Annotated in this window: 22 protein-coding genes and 1 rRNA gene; 6 read left to right on the forward strand and 17 right to left on the reverse strand. The window is 48.3% G+C overall.

Annotation, left to right across the window (positions count from 1 at the left end):
• The 3 genes from WFK81_RS10990 to WFK81_RS11000 all read right to left on the reverse strand — a co-directional run.
• A 16S ribosomal RNA gene (locus WFK81_RS10990) occupies positions 1-306 on the reverse strand; the annotation flags it as partial.
• A gap of 409 nt (positions 307-715) precedes the next feature.
• On the reverse strand, positions 716-1222 hold the full coding sequence (locus WFK81_RS10995) for a hypothetical protein (protein WP_336786470.1): 507 nt from the start codon (positions 1220-1222) through the stop codon (positions 716-718).
• Positions 1223-1264: 42 nt separating this feature from the next.
• Complete coding sequence (locus WFK81_RS11000) at positions 1265-1648, reverse strand: hypothetical protein (RefSeq protein ID WP_336786471.1); 384 nt, start codon at positions 1646-1648, stop codon at positions 1265-1267.
• Between the two features lie 251 nt (positions 1649-1899).
• Between WFK81_RS11000 and WFK81_RS11005 the strand changes: the two genes are divergently transcribed.
• Positions 1900-2595, forward strand: coding sequence for a class I SAM-dependent methyltransferase (locus WFK81_RS11005; protein ID WP_336787308.1), 696 nt, complete (start codon positions 1900-1902; stop codon positions 2593-2595).
• A gap of 90 nt (positions 2596-2685) precedes the next feature.
• On the opposite strand, the gene WFK81_RS11010 is transcribed toward WFK81_RS11005, so the two are convergent.
• Positions 2686-3111, reverse strand: a complete 426-nt coding sequence (locus tag WFK81_RS11010; RefSeq protein ID WP_336786472.1) for a GNAT family N-acetyltransferase — start codon at positions 3109-3111, stop codon at positions 2686-2688.
• A 55-nt stretch (positions 3112-3166) separates the two neighbouring features.
• Positions 3167-4330, reverse strand: coding sequence for a chromate transporter (locus WFK81_RS11015; protein ID WP_336786473.1), 1164 nt, complete (start codon positions 4328-4330; stop codon positions 3167-3169).
• A gap of 101 nt (positions 4331-4431) precedes the next feature.
• On the opposite strand from WFK81_RS11015, the gene WFK81_RS11020 reads away from it, so the two are divergent.
• The 4 genes from WFK81_RS11020 (at position 4432) to WFK81_RS11035 (ending at position 7583) form a co-directional block, all read left to right on the forward strand.
• Positions 4432-5049 (forward strand): NUDIX hydrolase, encoded by a 618-nt coding sequence (locus WFK81_RS11020; protein ID WP_336786474.1) that lies wholly within the window; start codon positions 4432-4434, stop codon positions 5047-5049.
• Between the two features lie 125 nt (positions 5050-5174).
• Positions 5175-5402, forward strand: a complete 228-nt coding sequence (locus tag WFK81_RS11025) for a FeoA family protein (RefSeq protein ID WP_336786475.1) — start codon at positions 5175-5177, stop codon at positions 5400-5402.
• Positions 5396-7408, forward strand: a complete 2013-nt coding sequence (feoB, locus tag WFK81_RS11030; protein WP_336786476.1) for a ferrous iron transport protein B — start codon at positions 5396-5398, stop codon at positions 7406-7408. The genes WFK81_RS11025 and feoB overlap by 7 nt, the downstream gene beginning before the upstream one ends.
• A 25-nt stretch (positions 7409-7433) precedes the next feature.
• Positions 7434-7583, forward strand: coding sequence for a FeoB-associated Cys-rich membrane protein (locus tag WFK81_RS11035; protein ID WP_336786477.1), 150 nt, complete (start codon positions 7434-7436; stop codon positions 7581-7583).
• 134 nt (positions 7584-7717) lie between these two features.
• Here the strand turns inward: WFK81_RS11035 and fsa are convergent, their stop codons facing one another.
• The 3 genes from fsa to zwf are packed head-to-tail and all read right to left on the reverse strand — an operon-like array spanning position 7718 to position 11892.
• On the reverse strand, positions 7718-8386 hold the full coding sequence (fsa, locus tag WFK81_RS11040; protein WP_336786478.1) for a fructose-6-phosphate aldolase: 669 nt from the start codon (positions 8384-8386) through the stop codon (positions 7718-7720).
• A 25-nt stretch (positions 8387-8411) separates the two neighbouring features.
• Positions 8412-10412: a transketolase gene (gene tkt / locus WFK81_RS11045; protein ID WP_442956053.1), complete on the reverse strand. Its 2001-nt coding sequence runs from the start codon at positions 10410-10412 to the stop codon at positions 8412-8414.
• Entirely contained in the window at positions 10381-11892 is a 1512-nt protein-coding gene (zwf, locus tag WFK81_RS11050) for a glucose-6-phosphate dehydrogenase (RefSeq protein ID WP_336786480.1), read from the reverse strand. The genes tkt and zwf overlap by 32 nt, the downstream gene beginning before the upstream one ends.
• Before the next feature lie 124 nt (positions 11893-12016).
• Here zwf and WFK81_RS11055 point away from each other — a divergent pair, with 124 nt between their 5' ends.
• A complete protein-coding gene (locus WFK81_RS11055; protein WP_336786481.1) occupies positions 12017-12895 on the forward strand; it encodes a LysR family transcriptional regulator in 879 nt (292 codons plus the stop codon).
• Positions 12896-12943: 48 nt separating this feature from the next.
• Here WFK81_RS11055 and WFK81_RS11060 read toward each other — a convergent pair whose 3' ends face one another.
• The 9 genes from WFK81_RS11060 to WFK81_RS11100 all read right to left on the reverse strand — a co-directional run bounded on the left by WFK81_RS11060 (position 12944) and on the right by WFK81_RS11100 (position 20072).
• Entirely contained in the window at positions 12944-13402 is a 459-nt protein-coding gene (locus tag WFK81_RS11060) for a GNAT family N-acetyltransferase (RefSeq protein WP_336786482.1), read from the reverse strand.
• Positions 13403-13499: 97 nt separating this feature from the next.
• A complete protein-coding gene (locus WFK81_RS11065) occupies positions 13500-15455 on the reverse strand; it encodes an ATP-dependent DNA helicase (protein ID WP_336786483.1) in 1956 nt (651 codons plus the stop codon).
• A gap of 80 nt (positions 15456-15535) precedes the next feature.
• Positions 15536-15760, reverse strand: coding sequence for a cold-inducible protein YdjO-related protein (locus WFK81_RS11070; RefSeq protein WP_336786484.1), 225 nt, complete (start codon positions 15758-15760; stop codon positions 15536-15538).
• A gap of 149 nt (positions 15761-15909) precedes the next feature.
• Positions 15910-16443, reverse strand: a complete 534-nt coding sequence (locus tag WFK81_RS11075; protein WP_336786485.1) for a YceI family protein — start codon at positions 16441-16443, stop codon at positions 15910-15912.
• A gap of 107 nt (positions 16444-16550) precedes the next feature.
• On the reverse strand, positions 16551-17165 hold the full coding sequence (locus WFK81_RS11080) for a LysE family translocator (RefSeq protein WP_336786486.1): 615 nt from the start codon (positions 17163-17165) through the stop codon (positions 16551-16553).
• A gap of 21 nt (positions 17166-17186) precedes the next feature.
• Positions 17187-17579 carry a GNAT family N-acetyltransferase gene (locus WFK81_RS11085; protein ID WP_336786487.1) on the reverse strand — a complete coding sequence of 131 codons (393 nt, stop codon included), beginning with the start codon at positions 17577-17579 and terminating at the stop codon, positions 17187-17189.
• A gap of 151 nt (positions 17580-17730) precedes the next feature.
• On the reverse strand, positions 17731-18483 hold the full coding sequence (locus tag WFK81_RS11090) for a metallophosphoesterase family protein (RefSeq protein WP_336786488.1): 753 nt from the start codon (positions 18481-18483) through the stop codon (positions 17731-17733).
• A gap of 32 nt (positions 18484-18515) precedes the next feature.
• Positions 18516-19190, reverse strand: a complete 675-nt coding sequence (rpiA, locus tag WFK81_RS11095; protein WP_336786489.1) for a ribose-5-phosphate isomerase RpiA — start codon at positions 19188-19190, stop codon at positions 18516-18518.
• Between the two features lie 216 nt (positions 19191-19406).
• Positions 19407-20072 carry a cell wall hydrolase gene (locus WFK81_RS11100; protein ID WP_336786490.1) on the reverse strand — a complete coding sequence of 222 codons (666 nt, stop codon included), beginning with the start codon at positions 20070-20072 and terminating at the stop codon, positions 19407-19409.
• Positions 20073-20082 lie beyond the last annotated feature (10 nt).

The following is a 20082-nucleotide window of genomic DNA, read 5'->3' on the forward strand; positions in this document are numbered from 1 at the left end:
TCACCCTCTCAGGTCGGCTACGCATCGTCGCCTTGGTGAGCCGTTACCCCACCAACTAGCTAATGCGCCGCGGGTCCATCCATAAGTGGCAGATTGCTCCGCCTTTCCCGATTCGATCATGCGACCGATTCGCGTATCCGGTATTAGCATTCGTTTCCGAATGTTATCCCAGTCTTATGGGCAGGTTACCCACGTGTTACTCACCCGTCCGCCGCTAACTTTACCCGAAGGCAAAGTCCGCTCGACTTGCATGTATTAGGCACGCTGCCAGCGTTCGTCCTGAGCCAGGATCAAACTCTCCATTAAAGAGTTTTCTCGATCGATCGAATCGATCAGGAAAATCTCAGATGTTTGACTTGCTCATTACTTGTTTTATCGCTTTTCCGTTATAAATAACGGGGCAGTTTCGCTCGTTGTTCAGTTTTCAAAGAACAATTTGTTTTTCGCAACAACGTGTTATAATTTATCACATTGTTCTTTTTTGTGTCAAGCTTTATTTTTCATCATTATTTATTTCTACTAAATTGATGAAAGTTAGCTTTTCTTCCAAACCGTTTGTCTATCGCGGTCGGAGTTACAATATAGCATGTAGGAACTTTAGATTTCAACAGGTAATAATTTACTTCTGGTTTACCGTTTGATAATTCCGCTAGTGATCTTCATTTTTCTGCATAAAAACAGCCCACCGGAGATTTCCGGCAGGCTGAGTAAAGCGTCAGATTTTGAACATACCCATTAAAGGCATAATTGTCTTCACCATTTTAAGACCGACTTGGATATTCGGCAGCATTTGCGTAAAAGATCCGAAAAAGCCGCTCTGCTGCCCTCCACCTGCCGGCCCTGAAGGGCCTTCCGAATCTTCTTGTTTTGTTTGAACTCCCGCTCCTGAAGGACCCGACGGACCGGATAACATCGGCTTGAATAAGCCTGTTGCCATTGTACTAAAAGAATTGAGCGCGCCAATTCCTCCTATTAAGGAGTCCAGCAGTCCCGATACTTGGACTTCCGGTTTCTTGGAACGATTAGAAAGATTCACTTTTCCACAATTTCTGGTTTCGGAAAGGATTAGCTGATGGTCATGAATGGCTTGAACCGTCCCGACATAACAGTTACCGTCATTTAACAACACGCAAACGGGTTGGCCGATCATACGTTTTGCTTTTTTAACCGAATGAATTCTTCCCTCAGGCTCTCTTTTTTTTGGAGCATTCCTGGATGCCATCGCGATACCTCTTTTCACCATTTGAAATCTTATCAACTGCAATCAAATACAGAAGAAAGGCAAAATGAAAAGCGAAGCAATAAGTGCAAACGGGAAAAAGAAACAGTCGCCGCCGAAACCACAGCCTCCACCGAAACCGCCATAACCACCGCCGTAACCGTCATATCCTCCACCGTAACCGTCATAATAGCTGGACAGTCTGGCTTTATGCTTGGAGCGTGTTTGTTTTTTTGAAGGTTTACCGTTACGAACGGACGACAAAGATAAGGACTGTCTGTCTAACGTACAATCCTCTAGCACTAACTTACCTTCTTCTACTCCCTTAATCGTTCCGATAAAATGCCTTCCGTCATGCGTAACGGCACTAACCCTACGTCCGATGTACGGATAGATCGTATTATGGCTAATCGGAAAAACTTCCTGCATAACTTCATTCCTCCTAAAACCTGCTGCTTGCATATCCTAGAATATGAAAATATCTGCTATAAGGTCTGTACGATTGTCTTCTATATTAGAAAAAATTTACGAGATGTGCTCCATTCTTTCTTTCAAGCAATAACAAGTGGTTGATAGCTGAGGGCGCATGCATTCAAAAAGCAGCAAAGATTGGGTGCAGTCATGACGGAGGTTATGCATAGAATATCCGAAGAGGTGAAGAGGCGTTGGATTATCATACATTGTTAGCACGGCTCGGAGAAGGAAGTGCGCATCCGGGAGGATTCCAAGCTACGAAAGAATTAATCGGACAAATCAGCTTTCCTCGCGGCACAAAAGTGCTGGAGGTAGGATGCGGTACAGGACGGACTGCTTGTTATTTAGCCAGCTTAGGCTGTAACGTGACAGCAATAGACCGGAACAAAGATATGATTCAAAAAGCGACTTACCGTGCGAGGCTAAGCGAACTTCCCGTCCGCATCGTACAGGCAGATGCCGCTTCTATGCCTTTTCAGGATGAGACGTTTGATGCTGTTTTTACCGAGTCGGTTACGGCATTTACCCAAGGAAGCTCCGCTATAGGAGAATACTGGCGAGTGCTGAAGCCGAAAGGAGTCCTATACGATCGCGAGCTGGCATTTGCCGCAAAATTAACCACGGTGCAAAAGAAAAAACTCCAATCCTTTTACGGTCTTCATCATCTGCGAACCGTTCCGGAATGGCTAAAGCTGATGAGCAAATCAAGGTTTCAAAAGTACTCGGCGTCTCATTTTTCGCAAATAAATCAACCTGCGGACGATAACGACCCTTTACGGGTAATCGATCACGAACTATTCAAGAAACCGGATGCAGTTGCCATGATGATGAAAAATGAACGCCTCTTGAGCAACTTCTCCAAAATAATGGGCAGTGTCGTAATTACGGCATGGAAAGCCTGAAGGAAGAATTGGGGCCCCAAACTCATATAAGCAGAAAACCACGCCGGATGGACGTGGTTTTCTGCTTACGCTCATATGAATTCTCCTATCCTATTCAATCATTTTCTTAAAGTAATAATGATTGCTTCCAATAGGCGCCTCTTCGAACACGGCGACCTGAACATAACCATGCTTGAGATAAAATAGAGGAGCTTGAAAACTGAACGTGTTTAGCTTAATAAACGTACAACCCTTCTCTCTTGCAAGCTGCTCGATTTGATTCAGTAGTTGCGCCCCGTATCCCTTACCTCTATGAGTGTCGTCAATCCACAGGATTTCGACTTCAATCCAGTTCCAGCAAAGAGTGGATAACACCCCCCCAATAATGCTGCCGTTCTCGTCCTTCAATGTCAGGTTGATCTCTTCATAGCGCGAACTTAAATAGTCCGGAACGTGTTTCGCGTTAAACTCGATTAGTTTGTTTCTAATGTAGGTGCTTTCTTTTTCATTGCCAAATGAAATTTCAGTATCGGACATGGTCGTTCCCCTCATCCCTTTCGTCATCTGATCAGAATGTTTGTTCGCCGCTCGGTTAAAGCAGCCATCCTCCCGTCAGCCCCGCGAGCACAATCAGCCAAGGCGGCAGCTTCCAATAGACAAGCATTCCGAACAGCAATAAAGCCAGCACAAAATCCTGCGGTGCCTGAACGGCCGTAATCCATAGCGGATTATAGAGGGCGGCAAGCAAGATGCCTACTACCCCCGCATTAATGCCAACAAGCGCACCTTGTACCTTCGCATTGTGCCGCAGTGTATTCCAGAACGGCAACGCACCTGCCATAAGCAGAAAAGCCGGCAGAAAAATCGCTACCGTTGCCACTAGCGCTCCCTTAATGCCGCTTATCATCGCACCGAGATAAGCCGCTATTGTAAATAGCGGTCCGGGAACCGCTTGCGTCGCACCGTAACCGGCCAAGAAATCTTCTTTGCTCATCCAACCCGTCGGCACCACTTCCCGCTCCAGTAACGGCAGCACTACATGACCGCCGCCAAAGACCAACGAACCCGAGCGATAGAAGCTCTCGAACAGGCCCAGCAGGCCTTCTCCGCCAACAATCTGCCTCATAAGCGGCAAACCTATTAGCATAGCTAGAAAAAGCCCCAGACAAAGCATTCCTGCCCGTCTGCTGATGGGTACCGATACGGTGACGCTTCTATCCGCTCCTGAAGTCTGTCTGTATAAGAAATAACCGATAGCTCCTGCCGCCAAGAGGAGCAGAATCTGACTTATGGCTGTCTGCCACAATAAAGTGACAGCCGCGGCAGAGATAGCCAGAGTGGCCCGGTTCCGGTCCGGCGCAAGCTTTTGCCCCATGCTTAATACCGCCTGGGCAACGATCGCAACCGCTACAATCTTCAACCCATGAATCCAGCCGGAATTACCGATATCGAACCCTTGCATAAGTAAAGCAAACAAAACAAGTAGGATAACCGACGGCATCGTAAATCCGATCCATGCAGCCACTCCTCCAAGCCATCCCGCGCGCAGGATGCCTATTCCAATGCCAACCTGGCTGCTCGCAGGACCGGGAAGGAACTGCGCTAAGGCAACAAGATCGGCATAACTATGTTCATCCATCCAGCGGCGTCGCTTTACGTATTCATTGTGGAAATAACCAAGATGCGCGGTAGGACCGCCAAACGATGTGCATCCAAGCTTAAATGAAACGGCCAGTACTTCAAATAGTGCCTTCAATTAAATTGTTCCTCTCCTCGCTTTTTCCCTTATTATATAAATATAAAGCTATCAAGTTAATCAGTTTTACGATTTCTTAAAAAAAGGAAGGTAATAGAGACATGGAGCCAAAATGGTTAGAGTGGGCTAAACAAATGCAAGCTATTGCGCAAACCGGCTTAACGTACGCGACGGATGTATACGATATTGAGCGTTACGAGGCCTTGCGTCAGATGAGTATCGAAATTCTGGCTGAATATACGTCCGTCAGCCATGAGCAAATCGCCCTTGCTTTCGCAAGCGACAAAGGATACGCCACTCCAAAAACAGATATCCGTGCGGTTGTGTTCCGCGACAACAAGATCCTTTTAGTCCGGGAAAAAATGGACGGCGGTTGGTCCATGCCTGGCGGCTGGAGCGACATCGGTTACTCTCCTAAGGAAATAGCCGTCAAAGAAACGAAAGAAGAAGCCGGCTACGATACCGCTGCCGTGCGTCTGCTCGCTGTACTGGACAAGAAATTTCATCATCACCCTCCCAGCCCCTACCACGTCTACAAAATGTTCATTCTATGCGAGATCATTGGAGGCCAAGCCGAAGCAGGCGTGGAAACGAGTGATGTCGGCTTCTTCGGTATCGACGAGCTGCCCGAGCTTTCCATTGAAAGGAATACGGCGGAGCAAGTCCGGTTGATGTTCGAATATCTCCAGAATCCGAACAAAGAAGTTATCTTAGATTAACTTTCCGGCTGCTTTCTTGTTCAATAATTTGACCATTGCAATTTGCAGCGGATTAACCTATTATAATCCTCAGTTATTTGATAATGATTTTCATCCTTAGAATAGAAAATGGTGGAATGATTAACATGGTTTTGCTGGAAACTACGATTGGTTCTAAAGTAAAAGTGATGAATTTGGATCAGGTCCATTCTCTGGTTCGCCGCCGTCTCGGAGACCTCGGCGTTAGGGAAGGATCCGTCATTTCGCTGCGCAGAATAATGCCGTTTGGCGGACCATGTACATTGGAAATTAATGGACTATGGATAGCGATTCGCCGCAAGGACGCGGTAAGCATTGTGGTGGGCGCATGTTGAGCATTGCCTTAACCGGAAATCCGAATACGGGTAAAACCTCGCTCTTCAATATGCTTACCGATTCCTACGAATATGTAGGCAATTGGGCAGGCGTAACGATTGAAAAAAAGGTTGGAGTTCTTACTAACAAGCAAGGACAACTCGTGGACCTTCCAGGCATCTATTCGCTTAGTCCGTTATCCCGTGACGAAGGGGTAACCACATTATATCTTCTTGAGGAATCGCCTTCGCTGCTGCTTAACGTCGTGGATGCTTCGCAGCTGGCAAGGAATCTTCATTTAACGGTGCAGCTGCTGGAATATGGCAAACCGGTTGTTCTAGCTCTCAACATGATTGATGTAGCCAAAAATAGAGGACTTGAAATCGATGTGGAGCAGTTAGCTCAAAAAATCGGCATTCCGATCATACCCGTAATTGCGCGTTCGGGATACGGCTGCGATAAATTGCTGCAGACAGCGATGAATCCATCGGACAGTGCTCATCCATCCCTTCCGCATCCTTTTGATTACGGGACTATTTTAAACAATGCAATTGCCAAGCTTGAAGAAAAGCTGCCGGAAAACGTAGAGCCGAAGCGCTGGCTTGCCCTGCAATTTTTCGAAGGAAATATTCCAGTCCTGCAGATGCTTCGCCAATACATTGATCCTGTATGGCTTCAGGCTTTCTACAGTGAAACCGAGGACCAAATCCGAGCTGCGTTTGTCGGCAAGAAGCTACCGGATTTCATTCGCGACCGTCGAGCAGCCATTATAAATGAATGGCTTCAAAGCGCAGTCCGCGAATCGAAGACGACTCAAATTACGTTGTCCGAGCGTATAGACGCGGTCGTCATGAATAAATATCTTGGCATTCCGGTATTCCTGGCCTTTATGTACTTCACGTTTAAGCTGACCTTCGACTGGATTGGCACACCGTTATCCGACTTGCTGGATTCCCTATTAAACGGCCCTATCAGGAATGGCTTGAACGTACTCCTCGATAAGGCAGATGCAGCAGCCTTTATTAAAGCTCTTATTCTAGACGGAATTGTTGGCGGGGTTGGCGGCGTACTCGTTTTTGTACCTCAAATCTTCATGTTATTCCTGATCATCTCGTTTATTGAAGATTCCGGATACATGGCCCGAATTGCTACCGTAATGGATAAACTGCTTGAAGGCGTTGGCCTGAACGGAAAAGCATTTATTCCCATGATTATCGGATTTGGCTGCAACGTACCCGGTATCATGGCGGCGCGAACGATCGAACAGCCGAAGGAGCGCCTTCTTACCATTCTCTTGACGCCGTTAATGTCTTGCTCCGCCAGATTATCCGTATACAGTTTGTTTGTTGGGACCTTCTTCAAATCCAATCAGGCGCTTATCGTATTGTCGCTATATGTCCTTGGTGTCGTTGTTGCTCTTCTTCTCGCATTGATCTTCAGCCGTACGCTGGAAAAAGAAGAGGAATCGATGTTTATAGTAGAAATGCCTCCTTACCGCATCCCGCAATGGCGCTCGTTGTCGCGCAGCACCTGGGAGAAAGGCAAAGGCTTTGTCCGCAAAGCCGGAACATTTATTTTCGGAGGCTCCGTCGTCATATGGGTGCTAGGCTATACCGGATTCCATGGCTGGAACGTTCCGATGAACGAAAGCTTTCTTCAGACGATTGGTTCTATTATCTCCCCTATCATGGCTCCATTAGGATTTGGAAACTGGCAGGCTGGCGCAGCGCTTATTACAGGGTTCTTGGCCAAAGAGGTTGTCGTATCCACCATGGGTATTATCTATGCCGCACCTACCCAGGCAGGACTTGAAGGCGCGATTACGCATTTCTTCACACCGCTTCAGGCATACAGCTTTATGGCCTTTATCCTTTTGTACGTACCATGCCTTGCAACGGTTGGCGTTATCCGTAAAGAGACGAAGTCGGCCAAATGGACTTGGTTCTCGGTCGGATACGCGCTTATTGTCGCTTACATCATTGCTTTTATCATTTATCGCGGAGGCTTGCTGCTAGGCTTCCACTAGTCTATCAAAAGGGAAGGGATGCTTTATGGTATTCAGCATTGTTGCTGGTATTGCAATATTCGGCTATGCTGGCTGGACGTTGACCCGTTATATCCGCAAGACTAAGCAAGGCAAATGCGCGGCGTGTTCTTTGCAATCCTCATGCCAAACATCCTGCTCGAGCGTTACCGAATAGCTTGCATTAGTCAAAAATTTAAAATTGAAGATGCCGGTCCAATGATCGGCATCTTTTTTAATCGAACAAAAGGCCGTCCCATCGTCATCAGCGACTAATGGAACGGCCTTTTACTTTTTTTTAATGCTTATGGATTACTGTTGAGTCGTCTTCTTCCAGTCTGCCGCGAATTTGTCCATGCCTTGATCCGTCAACGGATGCTTCGAGATTTGTTCGATAACCGAGAACGGAATCGTTGCAATGTGAGCGCCAGCCATCGCTACGCGGGTAACATGGTCAGGGTGGCGGACAGATGCCGCGATGATTTGCGCATCCAGGTTATGAACGCGGAACAGCTCAGCAACTTTTGCAACCAGTTGAACGCCATCTTCGGAGATATCGTCCAAGCGGCCAAGGAACGGAGATACGTAAGTCGCGCCTGCACGCGCAGCGAGAAGCGCTTGGTTAACCGTAAAGATCAGGGTTACGTTTGTTTTAACCCCTTTTTTCGTCAGGTAACGGCAAGCTTCAAGACCGGCCAAAGTCATTGGCAGCTTGATTGTAATATTTTTATCGTAGTTGTTAATTTTAATGAGTTCGTCAGCTTGCGCAATCATTTCTTCAGCCGTGAGGGCATCTGGCGTTACTTCGGCAGATACCGATTCAACCTCAGGCACTTCGCGCAAAATTTCAGCAATACGGTCTTCGAACTTAACGCCTTCTTTGGCAACTAGCGACGGGTTTGTCGTTACGCCGGACAATACGCCAATTTTGTAGGCTTTCTTAATATCTTCCAAGTTTGCTGTATCGATGAATAATTTCATTATTAACAACCTCCGAATAATATTATTAGTTAAATTCTTTAGCTAATTTTACTACATTTTGCGTGCTGAATCCAAAGTATTCCATAACCGCTGTGCCTGGGCCGGATGCGCCAAACGTATCGATCGACATGACTTTGCCCTCTTTGCCCGCATAACGGTCCCAGCCAAGCGAGATACCTGCTTCAATCGTAATCCGCTTCGTTACAGCATCAGGCAGTACGCTTTGCTTGTAATCTTCGGACTGGCGGTCGAACAACTCACGGCTAGGCATAGCCACAACGCGGACCGAAATGTTCTCTTGCTCAAGCTCTTTCTTCGCGTCAACGGCAAGGGATACCTCGGAGCCTGTACCGATCAGAATGACATCAGGCTGGCTGTTTGTCTCCGTCAGGACGTAGGCGCCTTTAGCCACATCTTCCACATTAGCTTTTGTTTCTTCGTAGATCGGCAGGTTCTGTCTGCTGAGGATCAAGGCTACCGGACCATCCTGCTGCTGCAAAGCGTAAGCCCATGCGCTAGCCGTCTCATTCGCGTCGGAAGGACGGATTACCGTCAGACCGGGGATCGTACGGAGTGCCGCCAGCTGCTCGACAGGTTCATGGGTAGGACCGTCTTCCCCAACCGCGATGGAGTCATGCGTGAACACGTAAGTGACAGGCAGCTTCTGCAGCGCTGCAAGTCGAATGGACGGACGCAGGTAGTCGCTGAATACGAAGAAGGTGCTTACGAAAGGTTTTACGCCGCCATGAAGCGCCATACCGTTGCCGGCTGCCCCCATCGCATGTTCGCGTACGCCGAAGTAAACGTTGCGGCCGGCGTAGGAGTCAACCGCAAACTTGCCTTCGCCGCGGATATCCGTCATCGTCGAGTGGGACAGATCGGCACTGCCGCCAAAGATCGAAGGAACGATTTTCACGAAATGATTAATCGCTTCGCCGCTCGCGACGCGAGTCGAGATGGATTTCGAGGTGTCGAAGGTCAGAATGTCAGCCGCATCCAGCTTGAACGTGCCGTTCAGTACTTGACCGAACTCGCTGCCTTGCTCAGGATATTGCGCTGTGTACGAAGCAACCAATTCGTTCCAAGAGGCTTCTTTCGCGGCACCCTGTCCTTTCAATTCGGCAAAATGAGCTTTCACTTCTTCCGGTACCGTAAACTCTTCTTCATACTTCCAGCCGTAAACCGCTTTTGTCGCAACCGCCTCTTCCTTGCCTAGCGGATTGCCGTGCACCTTATTAGTACCCGCTGCTTTGCTGCCGTAACCAATGATCGTACGGATCTCGATGATGGTAGGTTGGGAAACGTTTTGCTTCGCTTTTTCAATCGCATTGGAAATAGCGGCAAGATCATTGCCATCCTCTACACGCAAGTATTCCCACTGTGCGGACTCTGCTCTCTTGCGAACATTTTCCCCAAACGACAGATTGAGGTCTCCGTCGAGCGAAATATCGTTCGAATCGTACAGTACGACTAGTTTACCCAGCTTCATGTGTCCAGCCATCGACATCGCCTCATAGGAGATACCTTCCATTAAGCAGCCGTCTCCAACAAGCGCGTACGTATAATGATCAACTACCGGGAAGCCTTCCTTGTTGTACTTGGCAGCCAAATGCGCTTCAGCCATCGCCATGCCGACAGCGTTCGCAATCCCTTGACCAAGCGGACCGGTAGTTGCGTCTACGCCGTCCGTATGACCAAACTCTGGATGTCCAGGCGTCTTGCTGTTCAGCTTGCGGAATTGCTTCAGATCCTCGATAGTAACTTGATACCCCGTCAAATGCAGAAGGCTGTACAGCAAAGCGGAGCCATGGCCAGCCGATAATACAAAGCGGTCGCGGTTGAACCATTTGGCATTCGCAGGGTTATGGGACAAATGCTTGCCCCACAGCGCGTATGCCATCGGAGCCGCCCCCATCGGCAGCCCCGGATGGCCGGAATTCGCGGCGTTAATTGCATCGATCGACAAAGTACGGATCGTATCGATGGATAATTGATCAATGTCCAGTTTGGTAAGCATACTCTTCATCCTTCCGTTTCTTTTCTGTTTCTTCCTTCGAATCAAACCACCAATGGAAGCCGTCTTCGGCTAACAAAGCGTCAGCTTCTGCCGGACCATTAGAGCCCGCTTCATAAGAAGCGAGCGGAACCAGATTTTCCCGGAATGCATCCAGAATCGGCTGCACCCAAGCCCAGGCAAGCTCCACCTCATCCCAATGCGCGAAGAAGGTCGGATTCCCGACAAGCGCATCGAAGATCAGGTTTTCGTAAGCCTCGGGAATATCCTTGCTGCTCTCATGCAGCTGGATTTGAACCGGCTTCAGTTCGCCGTTCTCCTTCGTATTGAGCTGAAGCATAATGCCTTCGTTAGGGTTAATCTCAATCAGAAGGAGATTTGGCGCTCCGCCAAGCGCAGCCGTTGAAGCTTGATGTAAAGCCTCCTTGAACTCCACCACGATGCGGGTTGATTTATCGTGCAGCCTTTTACCGGTCCGGATATAGAACGGTACGCCGCGCCAGAAATAATCATCCACTTGCAGCTTCGCCGCAATGTAAGTGTCGTTCATGGAGCTGGCGGCAATGCCCGGCTCGGAGCGGTAGCCTTTTACCGGATTGCCCCCGACCGAACCGGAAGTATATTGTCCGCGGATAACATTGGCGCTTACTTCCGATTTCGACAGAGGAACCAAGGCCTCCATAACTTGTTTCTTATGCTTCCTTACATCCTCCGGCGTACTGTTGTGCGGAAGATGAATGGCCAGCATCATCAGCATTTGAAGCATATGGTTCTGGAACATGTCTCTAACGGCGCCTACATGATCGTAATACCCCGCGCGTTCTTCAACGCCAACCGTTTCGCTTGCCGTAATCTGTACATTCGCTATATATCGGTTGCTCCACAGAGCTTGAATGATCGGGTTCGCTGATTCCAGAACTTCAAGGTTCTGAACCATTGGTTTGCCAAGATAATGGTCAATCCGGAAAATCTCTTCTTCGGCAAAAGATTTGCTAAGCTGCTCGTTCAAATCGCGGGCCGATTGAAGGTCATGGCCAAACGGCTTCTCGATAACCAGGCGTTTCCAGCCGGCCGCGGAGCCAAGACCGCTTTCCGCAATATTCGAAGCGATGGTTGTGAAGTACTCCGGGCCAACCGATAAATAGAACATCCGGTTAGGCGGGAGCTGAAGAGCATGTTCACGCTCCTCGATAATACCCAGCAATTTCTTATAGTCATCTGCACGGCCGATATCGAGAACCGTATAGCGGAATTTGCGAATGAAGGATTGCATCAAAGCCTGATCTTGAATCTCGCGTCTGGAGAACTGGCGGAGAGACTGTTCGATATTCGATTGGAAAAACTCGTCGGTCCATTCCCGTCTCCCGAGACCAATTAGAGAAAAGGCCTCCGGAAGCTTTCCATCAACGAATAAATTGTATAGGGCAGGATATATTTTTCTTTTGGCTAAATCGCCGGTAGCACCAAATAAAACAAACGTTACGGGTTCCATGGTTGCTCTCCCTCCAACAGAACTTTTGAAAAGCTTCTGTTTTATTTTTCTGTAATTCCACTATAATACGATTAGGAGCCATACAAGTAATTAATATATTTTACAGGAGCTATCGACCACGTCTATGACTAATAACTATGAACTATACAAAGTGTTTTATTGGGCTGCCAAAACAGGCAGTTTGACCCAGGCAGCAAAGGTCCTCTACCTCACCCAGCCAAGCGTCAGCCATGCCATCAAGCAGCTCGAGGAAAGCTTTGGCCTGACGCTGTTTTTCCGCAATTCCAAGGGGGTTGCTCTAACCCAGGAAGGCACGATTTTGTACTCCTATATCGAGCAGTCCCAGATCCTGATCAACACCGCCGAAGAGAAAATGATTGCGCTTAAAAATCTGGACAACGGCGAGCTGCGAATCGGCGGCAGCGATTCCTTGTTTAAACATTACCTGCTTCCTTATTTGGAGGATTTCATCAAGAAATATCCCGGCATCAAGCTGCATTTGAATCATGGTACGACGCCGGAAGTGATTACTTTTCTGAAAGAGGGCAAAATAGATCTTGGCGTTGTCCGCATGCCAATCGTGGATCCTCAGCTTGAGGTGAAGGAAAGCATTCAGCTTCAGGATTGCTTTGTGGCCGGGGCGGTTTATAACGATTTAAAAAACAGAGTCCTGTCTCTAAACACGCTGCTGCAGTATCCCATCATCCTATTTTCCCGCAACAGCCGGGCCCGTATGACCATCACGGAGATATTCCGTAGTTACGGTTACATGATCAAGCCGGAGATTGAAGTCGGCAGCGTCGATCTGTTGATTGAGTTCGCGCGCAGAGGTCTCGGGATCTCGTATGTTACCCGCGAATTTGTCGCGAAGGAGCTTGCGGAAGGTTCCTTGTTCGAGATCCAGCTCGACATCCCGCTCCCTCCGTCCCACATTGGAATGATGAACATGCGGAATATGCCGCTTTCCAGCGCAGCCAAGCGGTTTATCGAGCAGATTAGATAATAAGAAAGAGCCAAGAACGAATTGTTCTTGGCTCTTTCTGCTCGCTAATCATAAACTCAGCTTTTTCCCCATACATACGCTTTCTTCACTGTCGATATAAGGCCCATAGTTTGCAATCCGGACGTAGCCTAATTTCTTATACAACGAAATCGCTTCCGGCTGCCCCGTCCCCGTCTCGAGGAGCGCATCCTGCTTTCCTTCCTCGGAGGCCCATTGCTCCAGTTCTTTCACGATCCGCTGAGCTATTCCCCTGCCCCTCGCTTCCTCTTTGACAAACATGCGCTTGATCTCAACGGTATGCTCGTCACTCATCTCCCTGTAGCAGCCGCAACCAACCGGTACCTCATCGAGGTAGGCAACCACTGCATGGGCATCCAGCTTGACTTGATTATGCGCATCGAAAAATTGCTGCGTGTCCGGGTATCGGTTCCAAAGATCCTTATCCAGCAGCTTAATCAGCTCGCGGAAATCGGGATGATCCGCCGCCACTCTTAATAATTGAATCATTTCATTTTCCTTTCCTGGTTAAAACTTATAAGTCCTATTGTAGTATAGAAAAGCCAAGAAAAGCATCCTGCTCTTCTTGGCTTAATCGTTTTTATTGTTACGCTAGATGCCCGGCCTCAACACCCTCGGGCAGTACATGCAGCACCTGCTTGCGGACGGCATCGTCATTCAGCTCTTGGCCGAAAATAACAACGGTACCGCGATCATCGCGGGCGCGTATTAGGCGGCCTATCCCCTGTCTTAACCTCAGAAGCATGTACGGCATGTCTACGTCCGCAAAAGGATTCGCGGAATCGCTGCGCCGCGCTTCAAAGACCGGATCATTAGGAGGGAACGGCAGCGACCACAGGATAACCTGCGACAAAGATGGACCAGGTATGTCCAGTCCTTCCCACAAAGTAACCGCGCAGAGCACGCTTGTTTCGTCCTTCTGGAATTCGGCAATAAGATGGCTGATCTCAGCCGAACCCTCGAACAAGAAACGATAGCTGCCTGTAAGGCTTCTTTCATCAGCTTCCCTGCGGAAACGCTCAAGCTCCTCCATGGAAGGGAATAGGAACAATGTACGTCCGCCTTTTTGTTCCAATAGCTTCCCGGCCGCTTTCATCTTATCCGCCCAGCTCAACTCGGCTTTCGATTCAGCCGGCATAAGCACTTGCATCTGTTCTTCGTACTCGTATGGGGAAGGCACAGAGAATGATAACGCCTGCTCGATCCCCAGACTTTCTTTAATATAATCGAATGCTCCTCCGACAGACAAGGTTGCCGAAGAGAAGACGATAGGCATTTTCTTCGAGAACACCTGCTCCTTGAGCACTTCCTTGACCCATCTTGGCATAATTACAAGCGTAAGACCGTCCTTATCCTCTGAAGCCCAGCTAATCGGCTTCTCTTCACGCTTGAAGAGAGACAGGGCAAACTGAATCATTTCGATATGCTCTTCTACGATTTTGAGCTGGTAATCATCAATCGTAAACAAGCCGCTTTCGAACACAAGCTCTTCCTCAATGGAAGCAAGCATGTCCTGCAGACGGTTCACCTCGCGAACCAGCTCCGGGCTCCATAGCACTTCCTTCCGGCTGGATGCCGGCACGGCCTTGCTGTGACGGGCAATTAGCGCAAATAAATGATCGCTTTGTACAATAGCATCCTCTACAGCGAGCGCCAGCGTTTCCCGGATCTCATCCTGCAGAAGGCGCGTAATAATGCTCTCGAATACCGCATGATTCAGCTTGTACGTTAACGCCTTCTGCGCCGCGGTCTCGAGCAGATGTCCTTCGTCAAAGACGACCGAGCTATGCTCAGGCAGAAGCGGAAGCTGACCTTCGCGCTTGCGTGCCTCGTAAGTCCATACATGCTCCATATAGAAGTCATGCGAGCATATAATCAGATCAGCAGCTTTCCGATAGTGATCGCGGGACAAGGTCTGACCGCAGCGGTGCCTTCTGTCGCAAACCAGACAATCCTGGAATACATCCCAGCCTAGCTTCGACCATTGTTCGTCGTTTAATGACGGGTAGTCTTTGCGGTTGCCGTAAGGATGAAAGCTTTGCATCGTTTCCGGCTTATGGACAAATGACGGCAGTTCGCGGAAGATCTCGTCGAAAGCCTCCGCGTCCTCATCAAAGGCTGCTCTTGCATCGTCAAGCTTGTTTAGGCAAATATATTGATCGGGCGACTTCCCGAGTCTGGCATCAATCGTAAACTCCAGATAATTCGCCAGCTTGGCGATATCCCCCTCCGGCTTTACAAGCTGCTCGATAAGGGATTCGTCGGCACAGGCGATGATAGCCGGCTTTCTGGTGTAGCGGGCATAGCTGATGGCATAGAGCAGATAAGCAAGGGTTTTTCCCGTACCTACTCCCGCTTCCGCAAAAATCGTCTGCTTTTCGGCATAGGCTCTTTCAAGTTGGAAAGCCATATAGATCTGTTCGTCGCGAACCTCAAAGCCCGCTTCCGGCAGCTGTTCGTAAAAGACATCCGCAATCCAGTCGCTCGCCTGCTGAATAAATGGAAGCTTGGGATCAAACTCAAATGGATAATGATTGCTCACTTAATTACCTTCCTCCGCACAGCACAAACGGCTGCGTTCCCATACGCAGCCGTTTGGCTATTCCCCCATAAATTTAAATACTATAGGTCAAATTCCGACTTTGGCTTGCGCGGCTTTGGCTTTGCTTTTTTTTGAAGAGCCGGCAAGTGCTTCATGCTCCGTCCCATCGGTCCTTTGCACATTGGACACAATTGATCTCCAGCAGCCATTTCATCCCGAATCCATGCTTTACAATCTGGATTTTTGCATTTCAAAATTTTGGTCGGTATTAGTTTTGGTTTCGTGATGTCTTCGCTTGTAGCCACTTTTTTTGCATCCTTTCCTTAACGCGTAAAAACAAACTTTGATTAATATATCACTTCCATAGCGCCTAAGTCAAAGGGGCTAGGCCGTTTTTTCAAAAGAAAAAATTCACCCCAAGATGAGGTGAATTATTCGTCAATAATTAGTCGATTTACGCTAGTTTTCCGACTTCAATCTCAATCGAAATTTTTACTTCGTCGCCAATCAATACGCCGCCCGTTTCCAGTGCCGCATTATAGGTCAATCCGTAATCGCTGCGTTTAAAGGAGCCTTTGCCGCTGAAGCCGGCCTTCTCGTTGCCCCATGGATCTTTCCCTGCTCCCTCAAAGGTAACGGAGAAGGTTTCCGAACGAGTGACGCCATGCAGGCTGACATCACCTGTCACTTCATATTCATCATCGTCGGTCTTCGCGATGCTGGTTGATTTGAAAGTCAATTCCGGGAACTGGGCAATATCGAAAAAGTCGCCGGTACGCAAATGATTGTCACGATCCGCGTTGCGCGTATCAATGCTGCTCAGATCAACCGTGAAGCTGATAGCCGCTGTCGTCAGATCTGCTGGATCGGCATCGATCTCTGCCTCGAATTTGTGGAAGGTGCCTTTAACCTTTGCGATCATCATGTGCTTAATAGTGAAATCTACGCTGCTGTGCGTGAAGTCTACTGCCCATTTCGAATTTGCCATGAATGTTCCCTCCGAGTCATCATCATTAACTTACTAATTTTTATTAAATTAATAAAATATACCTAATAACGATGTTATCGGAAAAATAACCCATTGTCAATGCTTTCCTAACTGCCAGAACGGATTGCCGATACCAACGACCATACACCAAAAACAAGCAATACGGCACCGGATAATACGTTAATCCATCGCATCGCCTTTGCATTCAGAGCGGTTCGGATTATCCCTACCAAACCAGCAAGCAGAAGCCACCACAACATGGAGCCAAGGAAGATTCCCAACACAAGCAGGAGTGAATCCCCTGCTGTTGCTTCCGCAGAGTGCTGTATGCCCGCAAAGATAGCCGCAAAAGATAAGATCGTCATCGGATTTGTCAGCGTCAGAAGGAATGTTGTCAAATAAGCTCTCGTCAGCCCGTTATTTAATTGAACCTCTTTCCCGCTATGCGGTAAAGCCCGGACCGATTGATAACCTAAGTAACATAGAAACAATCCCCCAATTAATTGGATCCATATACGCTGGTCAACCAGAACATTCGTTAATGCCGTAAATCCAACTGCCGCAATGAGCCCGTATACGGCATCCGCGGAAGCCGCTCCAAGCCCGGATAAGACGCCATACCATCGGCCCTGGTTGATCGTTCTTTTCATGCATAACACCCCAATCGGCCCAACCGGGGCTGCAATCGACAATCCTACAAGGACCCCGCTCCACATACTCATGATGACTGTTCCTCTCCTGTTTTACAGGGTTATCCTCATTAGAATTCCCGCGATCTCGATGTCTTCCTCATTCTTTAAGGCTTTTAAGTCGTATGGTTTAAACCCGAATTGATTATACATAAGCAGAGCTTTTGTATTTGTGCTGTGGCAAATCAGGTTTAATTCTTTCAGCCTAAGCTCTTCTTTCGCCCGGTTCAGCATCGTTTGGATTAAAAACCTCGCTGCCCCTATGCGGCGGTATTGGGAGCTGATGATTACATTGCCCAGCCATCCGCTCCCGCCTTCTTCGATATCGTATAGATTGGAATATCCGACAGGCTCATCCTTATATTCAATTACCGTAGGCACCCTCCTGGTTAACGACACTTCATATAGTTGCTGCGGCTCAATCGGAAACGTTCCTTTCGGAAACATATAAAAGGCTTCTGAGGCATTGGCAGGAAATGAGGCAATCTCTTAAAATCTTCTTGCGTGCTGTTGCGAAATGTAAGCAATACAATCCCCCCCATTAATTAATAGTCAGCAAATGACCCCCCAACTACACGAAGTTGAAGGGTCATTTGCTTTATTCTTTTAGCTGATTTCCGTGAAAGACCCGCAAAATAAACTCCCGGTCTGGTACATCCAGCTTTGCATAGGAAGCAAGAAATGCCGAATTATCGTATTCCGCTTCCTTCAATTGCACCTCAAAACCCTGCGCACCGGCCGTAACGATCGCGTACCTTGCGGTAGACTTATTGTTGCAGCCGAGTGAACCTGGATTTATGAAAACCTGCCTGTCGTTCCGGAAATAATGAACCGGATGATGATGCCCGAAAGCGATCAAAGATTCTTTATGCGCTTCGAACAATCTCGCCAGATTGGATAAGCTTGGCTCTACAATCGGGCTGAACGGGTCCTCGCTGATCGGTTCGAACCGTTTATCATTTGCGATATGATAATGGGTAAACATCACGCTCTTGCCCGTTACCTCCGTCTGAATCATGCGAGGCAGACTTTCAAGCAGCGGGACAAAGGATTTGTCCAACCGCTCCGCAATCCATTCGTGATGACGCTTAGAGTGGAAGTGGCTTTTCGGATAAGCATTTCCTTTGATGATGGCCAATACGGCCTCATCATGGTTACCGGAAACAAAGAACCGATTTTTTCTGGCAAATAGAGATTGGAGCACTTCATTTGTATCCGGTCCAATGCCGATCATATCACCCAAGCAGCAGATAAAATCGACATCGTGCAAAGTGTCGATCTCATGAAGGGCCGCTCTTAACGCAGGCATATTGCCGTGAATATCCGTTATTAACGCAAACCTCTTGTTCATGCTCCTCTACCCTTCCTGCTTGTTTGGCCGGCTTATTCCTTTGTAATGCTCCGGATCGAACCGTCTGCGGAGCCCACTATAACAAGACTTGCCATATGAATAAACAAACCGTTATCCACAACGCCGGGAATCCGGTTCAGGTCGTCATGCAGCGCTTCCGGATCGGCAATGGCGCCAAACTCGCAATCCGCAATATAGTTGCCGTTATCGGTGACATACAGCTCTTCGCCGTTCTTGCGGAGCTTCGGCTCGCAGCCCAGCTTGCGAAGCTTCTTCACCGTAAGCTCGAACGCAAACGGAACGATCTCAACCGGCAGAGGGAACTTGCCAAGCTGTTTCACATCCTTGCTCTCGTCCACGATAATAATCAGCTGCTTGCTTGCAGCCGCTACAATTTTCTCGCGAAGCAGAGCGCCGCCGCCGCCTTTAATTAAGTGCAGGGCCGGATCGACCTCATCAGCCCCGTCAATCGTCAAATCAAGTACGTCCACATCCGCAAATGGCATCATCGGAATGCCGAGTTCGTTCGCCAACTGTTCGGATTGGACCGAGGTCGCGACTGCTTGAATGTTTAGCCCTTCTTCCTTCACCCGGCGGCCAATAGCTTGAATCGCCCAGTAAGCGGTAGAGCCGGTTCCAAGTCCTACCTTCATCCCGTCTTTGACGAGTTCAACTGCTTTTTCTGCTGCAATACGTTTAGATTCCATGAGATCTCCTTATTAATTAAGAATTTGTACAAAGGATTTAATTTTTAGTATAACAAAGCTATGAATGTTAGGAAATATAGGGCAGGTTTAAATTCGGGGTAAAATAAAAGGCACATCGCCGCTTGATCCGAGCGGGAATGTGCCTTAATCCTTTGCTTCTTGAAATAAACCGTGCCGATATCGGGCAAGCTTTGTGCATAGCCCTTCATTTCTAACTTATACCGCAAAGATATGATTGCCGATTTGAACGGTTTGCTTGCGGGACCAGATCCACTGCGAGGTAGCCGTCTTCGGATTAAAGTAGTACAACGCGCCTTGCGACGGATCGTTGCCTTCCAGCGCATCAAGCGCGGCTTTGTACGCCGTAGAATCCGGCTTCAGATAATATTGGCCGTCATCTACCGCCGTGAATGCGCCGGATTGTTCGATAACGCCTTTAATGGTTTTGGGGAAGCCGTCAGCGTCAAGACGGTTCAATACAACCGCCGCAACAGCAACTTGCCCCTTATAGGACTCTCCTCGAGCTTCCGCGTAAACAATACGTGCCAGAAGATCGAGCTCTTTCTGATTAGCGGACACCTTTTTCAATTGGGTCCAAGTTTTCTCCCCCGTTACGCCATCCGACTGCAGTCCGTAATCCGCTTGGAACTTGCGAACGGCCTCTTCCGTCATTTTGCCATAAAACGTTGTAATCGCCGTATTATCGAAATAACCCAGCGTCTTCAAACGGAACTGCAGATCCGGTACATCCGGACTGTAGCTGCCATAACTAAGCGTAGCTGGCGCCGCTGCTTTTGCAGCTTGAAGCGGCAGGGCAACCGTCATCATAAATGCTAGAATAATGGAAATACTATATTTATAAATTTGATTATTAATCAACATTAATACTCCT

The organism is Paenibacillus sp. MMO-177 (assembly GCF_037147795.1).
Lineage (GTDB): Bacteria > Bacillota > Bacilli > Paenibacillales > Paenibacillaceae > Pristimantibacillus.

Excerpts from the sequence above, each read along its gene's own strand:
- WFK81_RS10995 (WP_336786470.1), bottom strand. The coding sequence starts at position 1,222 with ATGGCATCCAGGAATGCTCCAAAAAAAAGAGAGCCTGAGGGAAGAATT.
- WFK81_RS11000 (WP_336786471.1), bottom strand. The coding sequence starts at position 1,648 with ATGCAGGAAGTTTTTCCGATTAGCCATAATACGATCTATCCGTACATC.
- WFK81_RS11010 (WP_336786472.1), bottom strand. The coding sequence starts at position 3,111 with ATGTCCGATACTGAAATTTCATTTGGCAATGAAAAAGAAAGCACCTAC.
- WFK81_RS11020 (WP_336786474.1), top strand. The coding sequence starts at position 4,432 with ATGGAGCCAAAATGGTTAGAGTGGGCTAAACAAATGCAAGCTATTGCG.
- WFK81_RS11025 (WP_336786475.1), top strand. The coding sequence starts at position 5,175 with ATGGTTTTGCTGGAAACTACGATTGGTTCTAAAGTAAAAGTGATGAAT.
- feoB (WP_336786476.1), top strand. The coding sequence starts at position 5,396 with ATGTTGAGCATTGCCTTAACCGGAAATCCGAATACGGGTAAAACCTCG.
- WFK81_RS11035 (WP_336786477.1), top strand. The coding sequence starts at position 7,434 with ATGGTATTCAGCATTGTTGCTGGTATTGCAATATTCGGCTATGCTGGC.
- fsa (WP_336786478.1), bottom strand. The coding sequence starts at position 8,386 with ATGAAATTATTCATCGATACAGCAAACTTGGAAGATATTAAGAAAGCC.
- tkt (WP_442956053.1), bottom strand. The coding sequence starts at position 10,412 with ATGAAGAGTATGCTTACCAAACTGGACATTGATCAATTATCCATCGAT.
- zwf (WP_336786480.1), bottom strand. The coding sequence starts at position 11,892 with ATGGAACCCGTAACGTTTGTTTTATTTGGTGCTACCGGCGATTTAGCC.
- WFK81_RS11055 (WP_336786481.1), top strand. The coding sequence starts at position 12,017 with ATGACTAATAACTATGAACTATACAAAGTGTTTTATTGGGCTGCCAAA.
- WFK81_RS11060 (WP_336786482.1), bottom strand. The coding sequence starts at position 13,402 with ATGATTCAATTATTAAGAGTGGCGGCGGATCATCCCGATTTCCGCGAG.
- WFK81_RS11075 (WP_336786485.1), bottom strand. The coding sequence starts at position 16,443 with ATGGCAAATTCGAAATGGGCAGTAGACTTCACGCACAGCAGCGTAGAT.
- WFK81_RS11080 (WP_336786486.1), bottom strand. The coding sequence starts at position 17,165 with ATGAGTATGTGGAGCGGGGTCCTTGTAGGATTGTCGATTGCAGCCCCG.
- WFK81_RS11085 (WP_336786487.1), bottom strand. The coding sequence starts at position 17,579 with ATGTTTCCGAAAGGAACGTTTCCGATTGAGCCGCAGCAACTATATGAA.
- WFK81_RS11090 (WP_336786488.1), bottom strand. The coding sequence starts at position 18,483 with ATGAACAAGAGGTTTGCGTTAATAACGGATATTCACGGCAATATGCCT.
- rpiA (WP_336786489.1), bottom strand. The coding sequence starts at position 19,190 with ATGGAATCTAAACGTATTGCAGCAGAAAAAGCAGTTGAACTCGTCAAA.
- WFK81_RS11100 (WP_336786490.1), bottom strand. The coding sequence starts at position 20,072 with ATGTTGATTAATAATCAAATTTATAAATATAGTATTTCCATTATTCTA.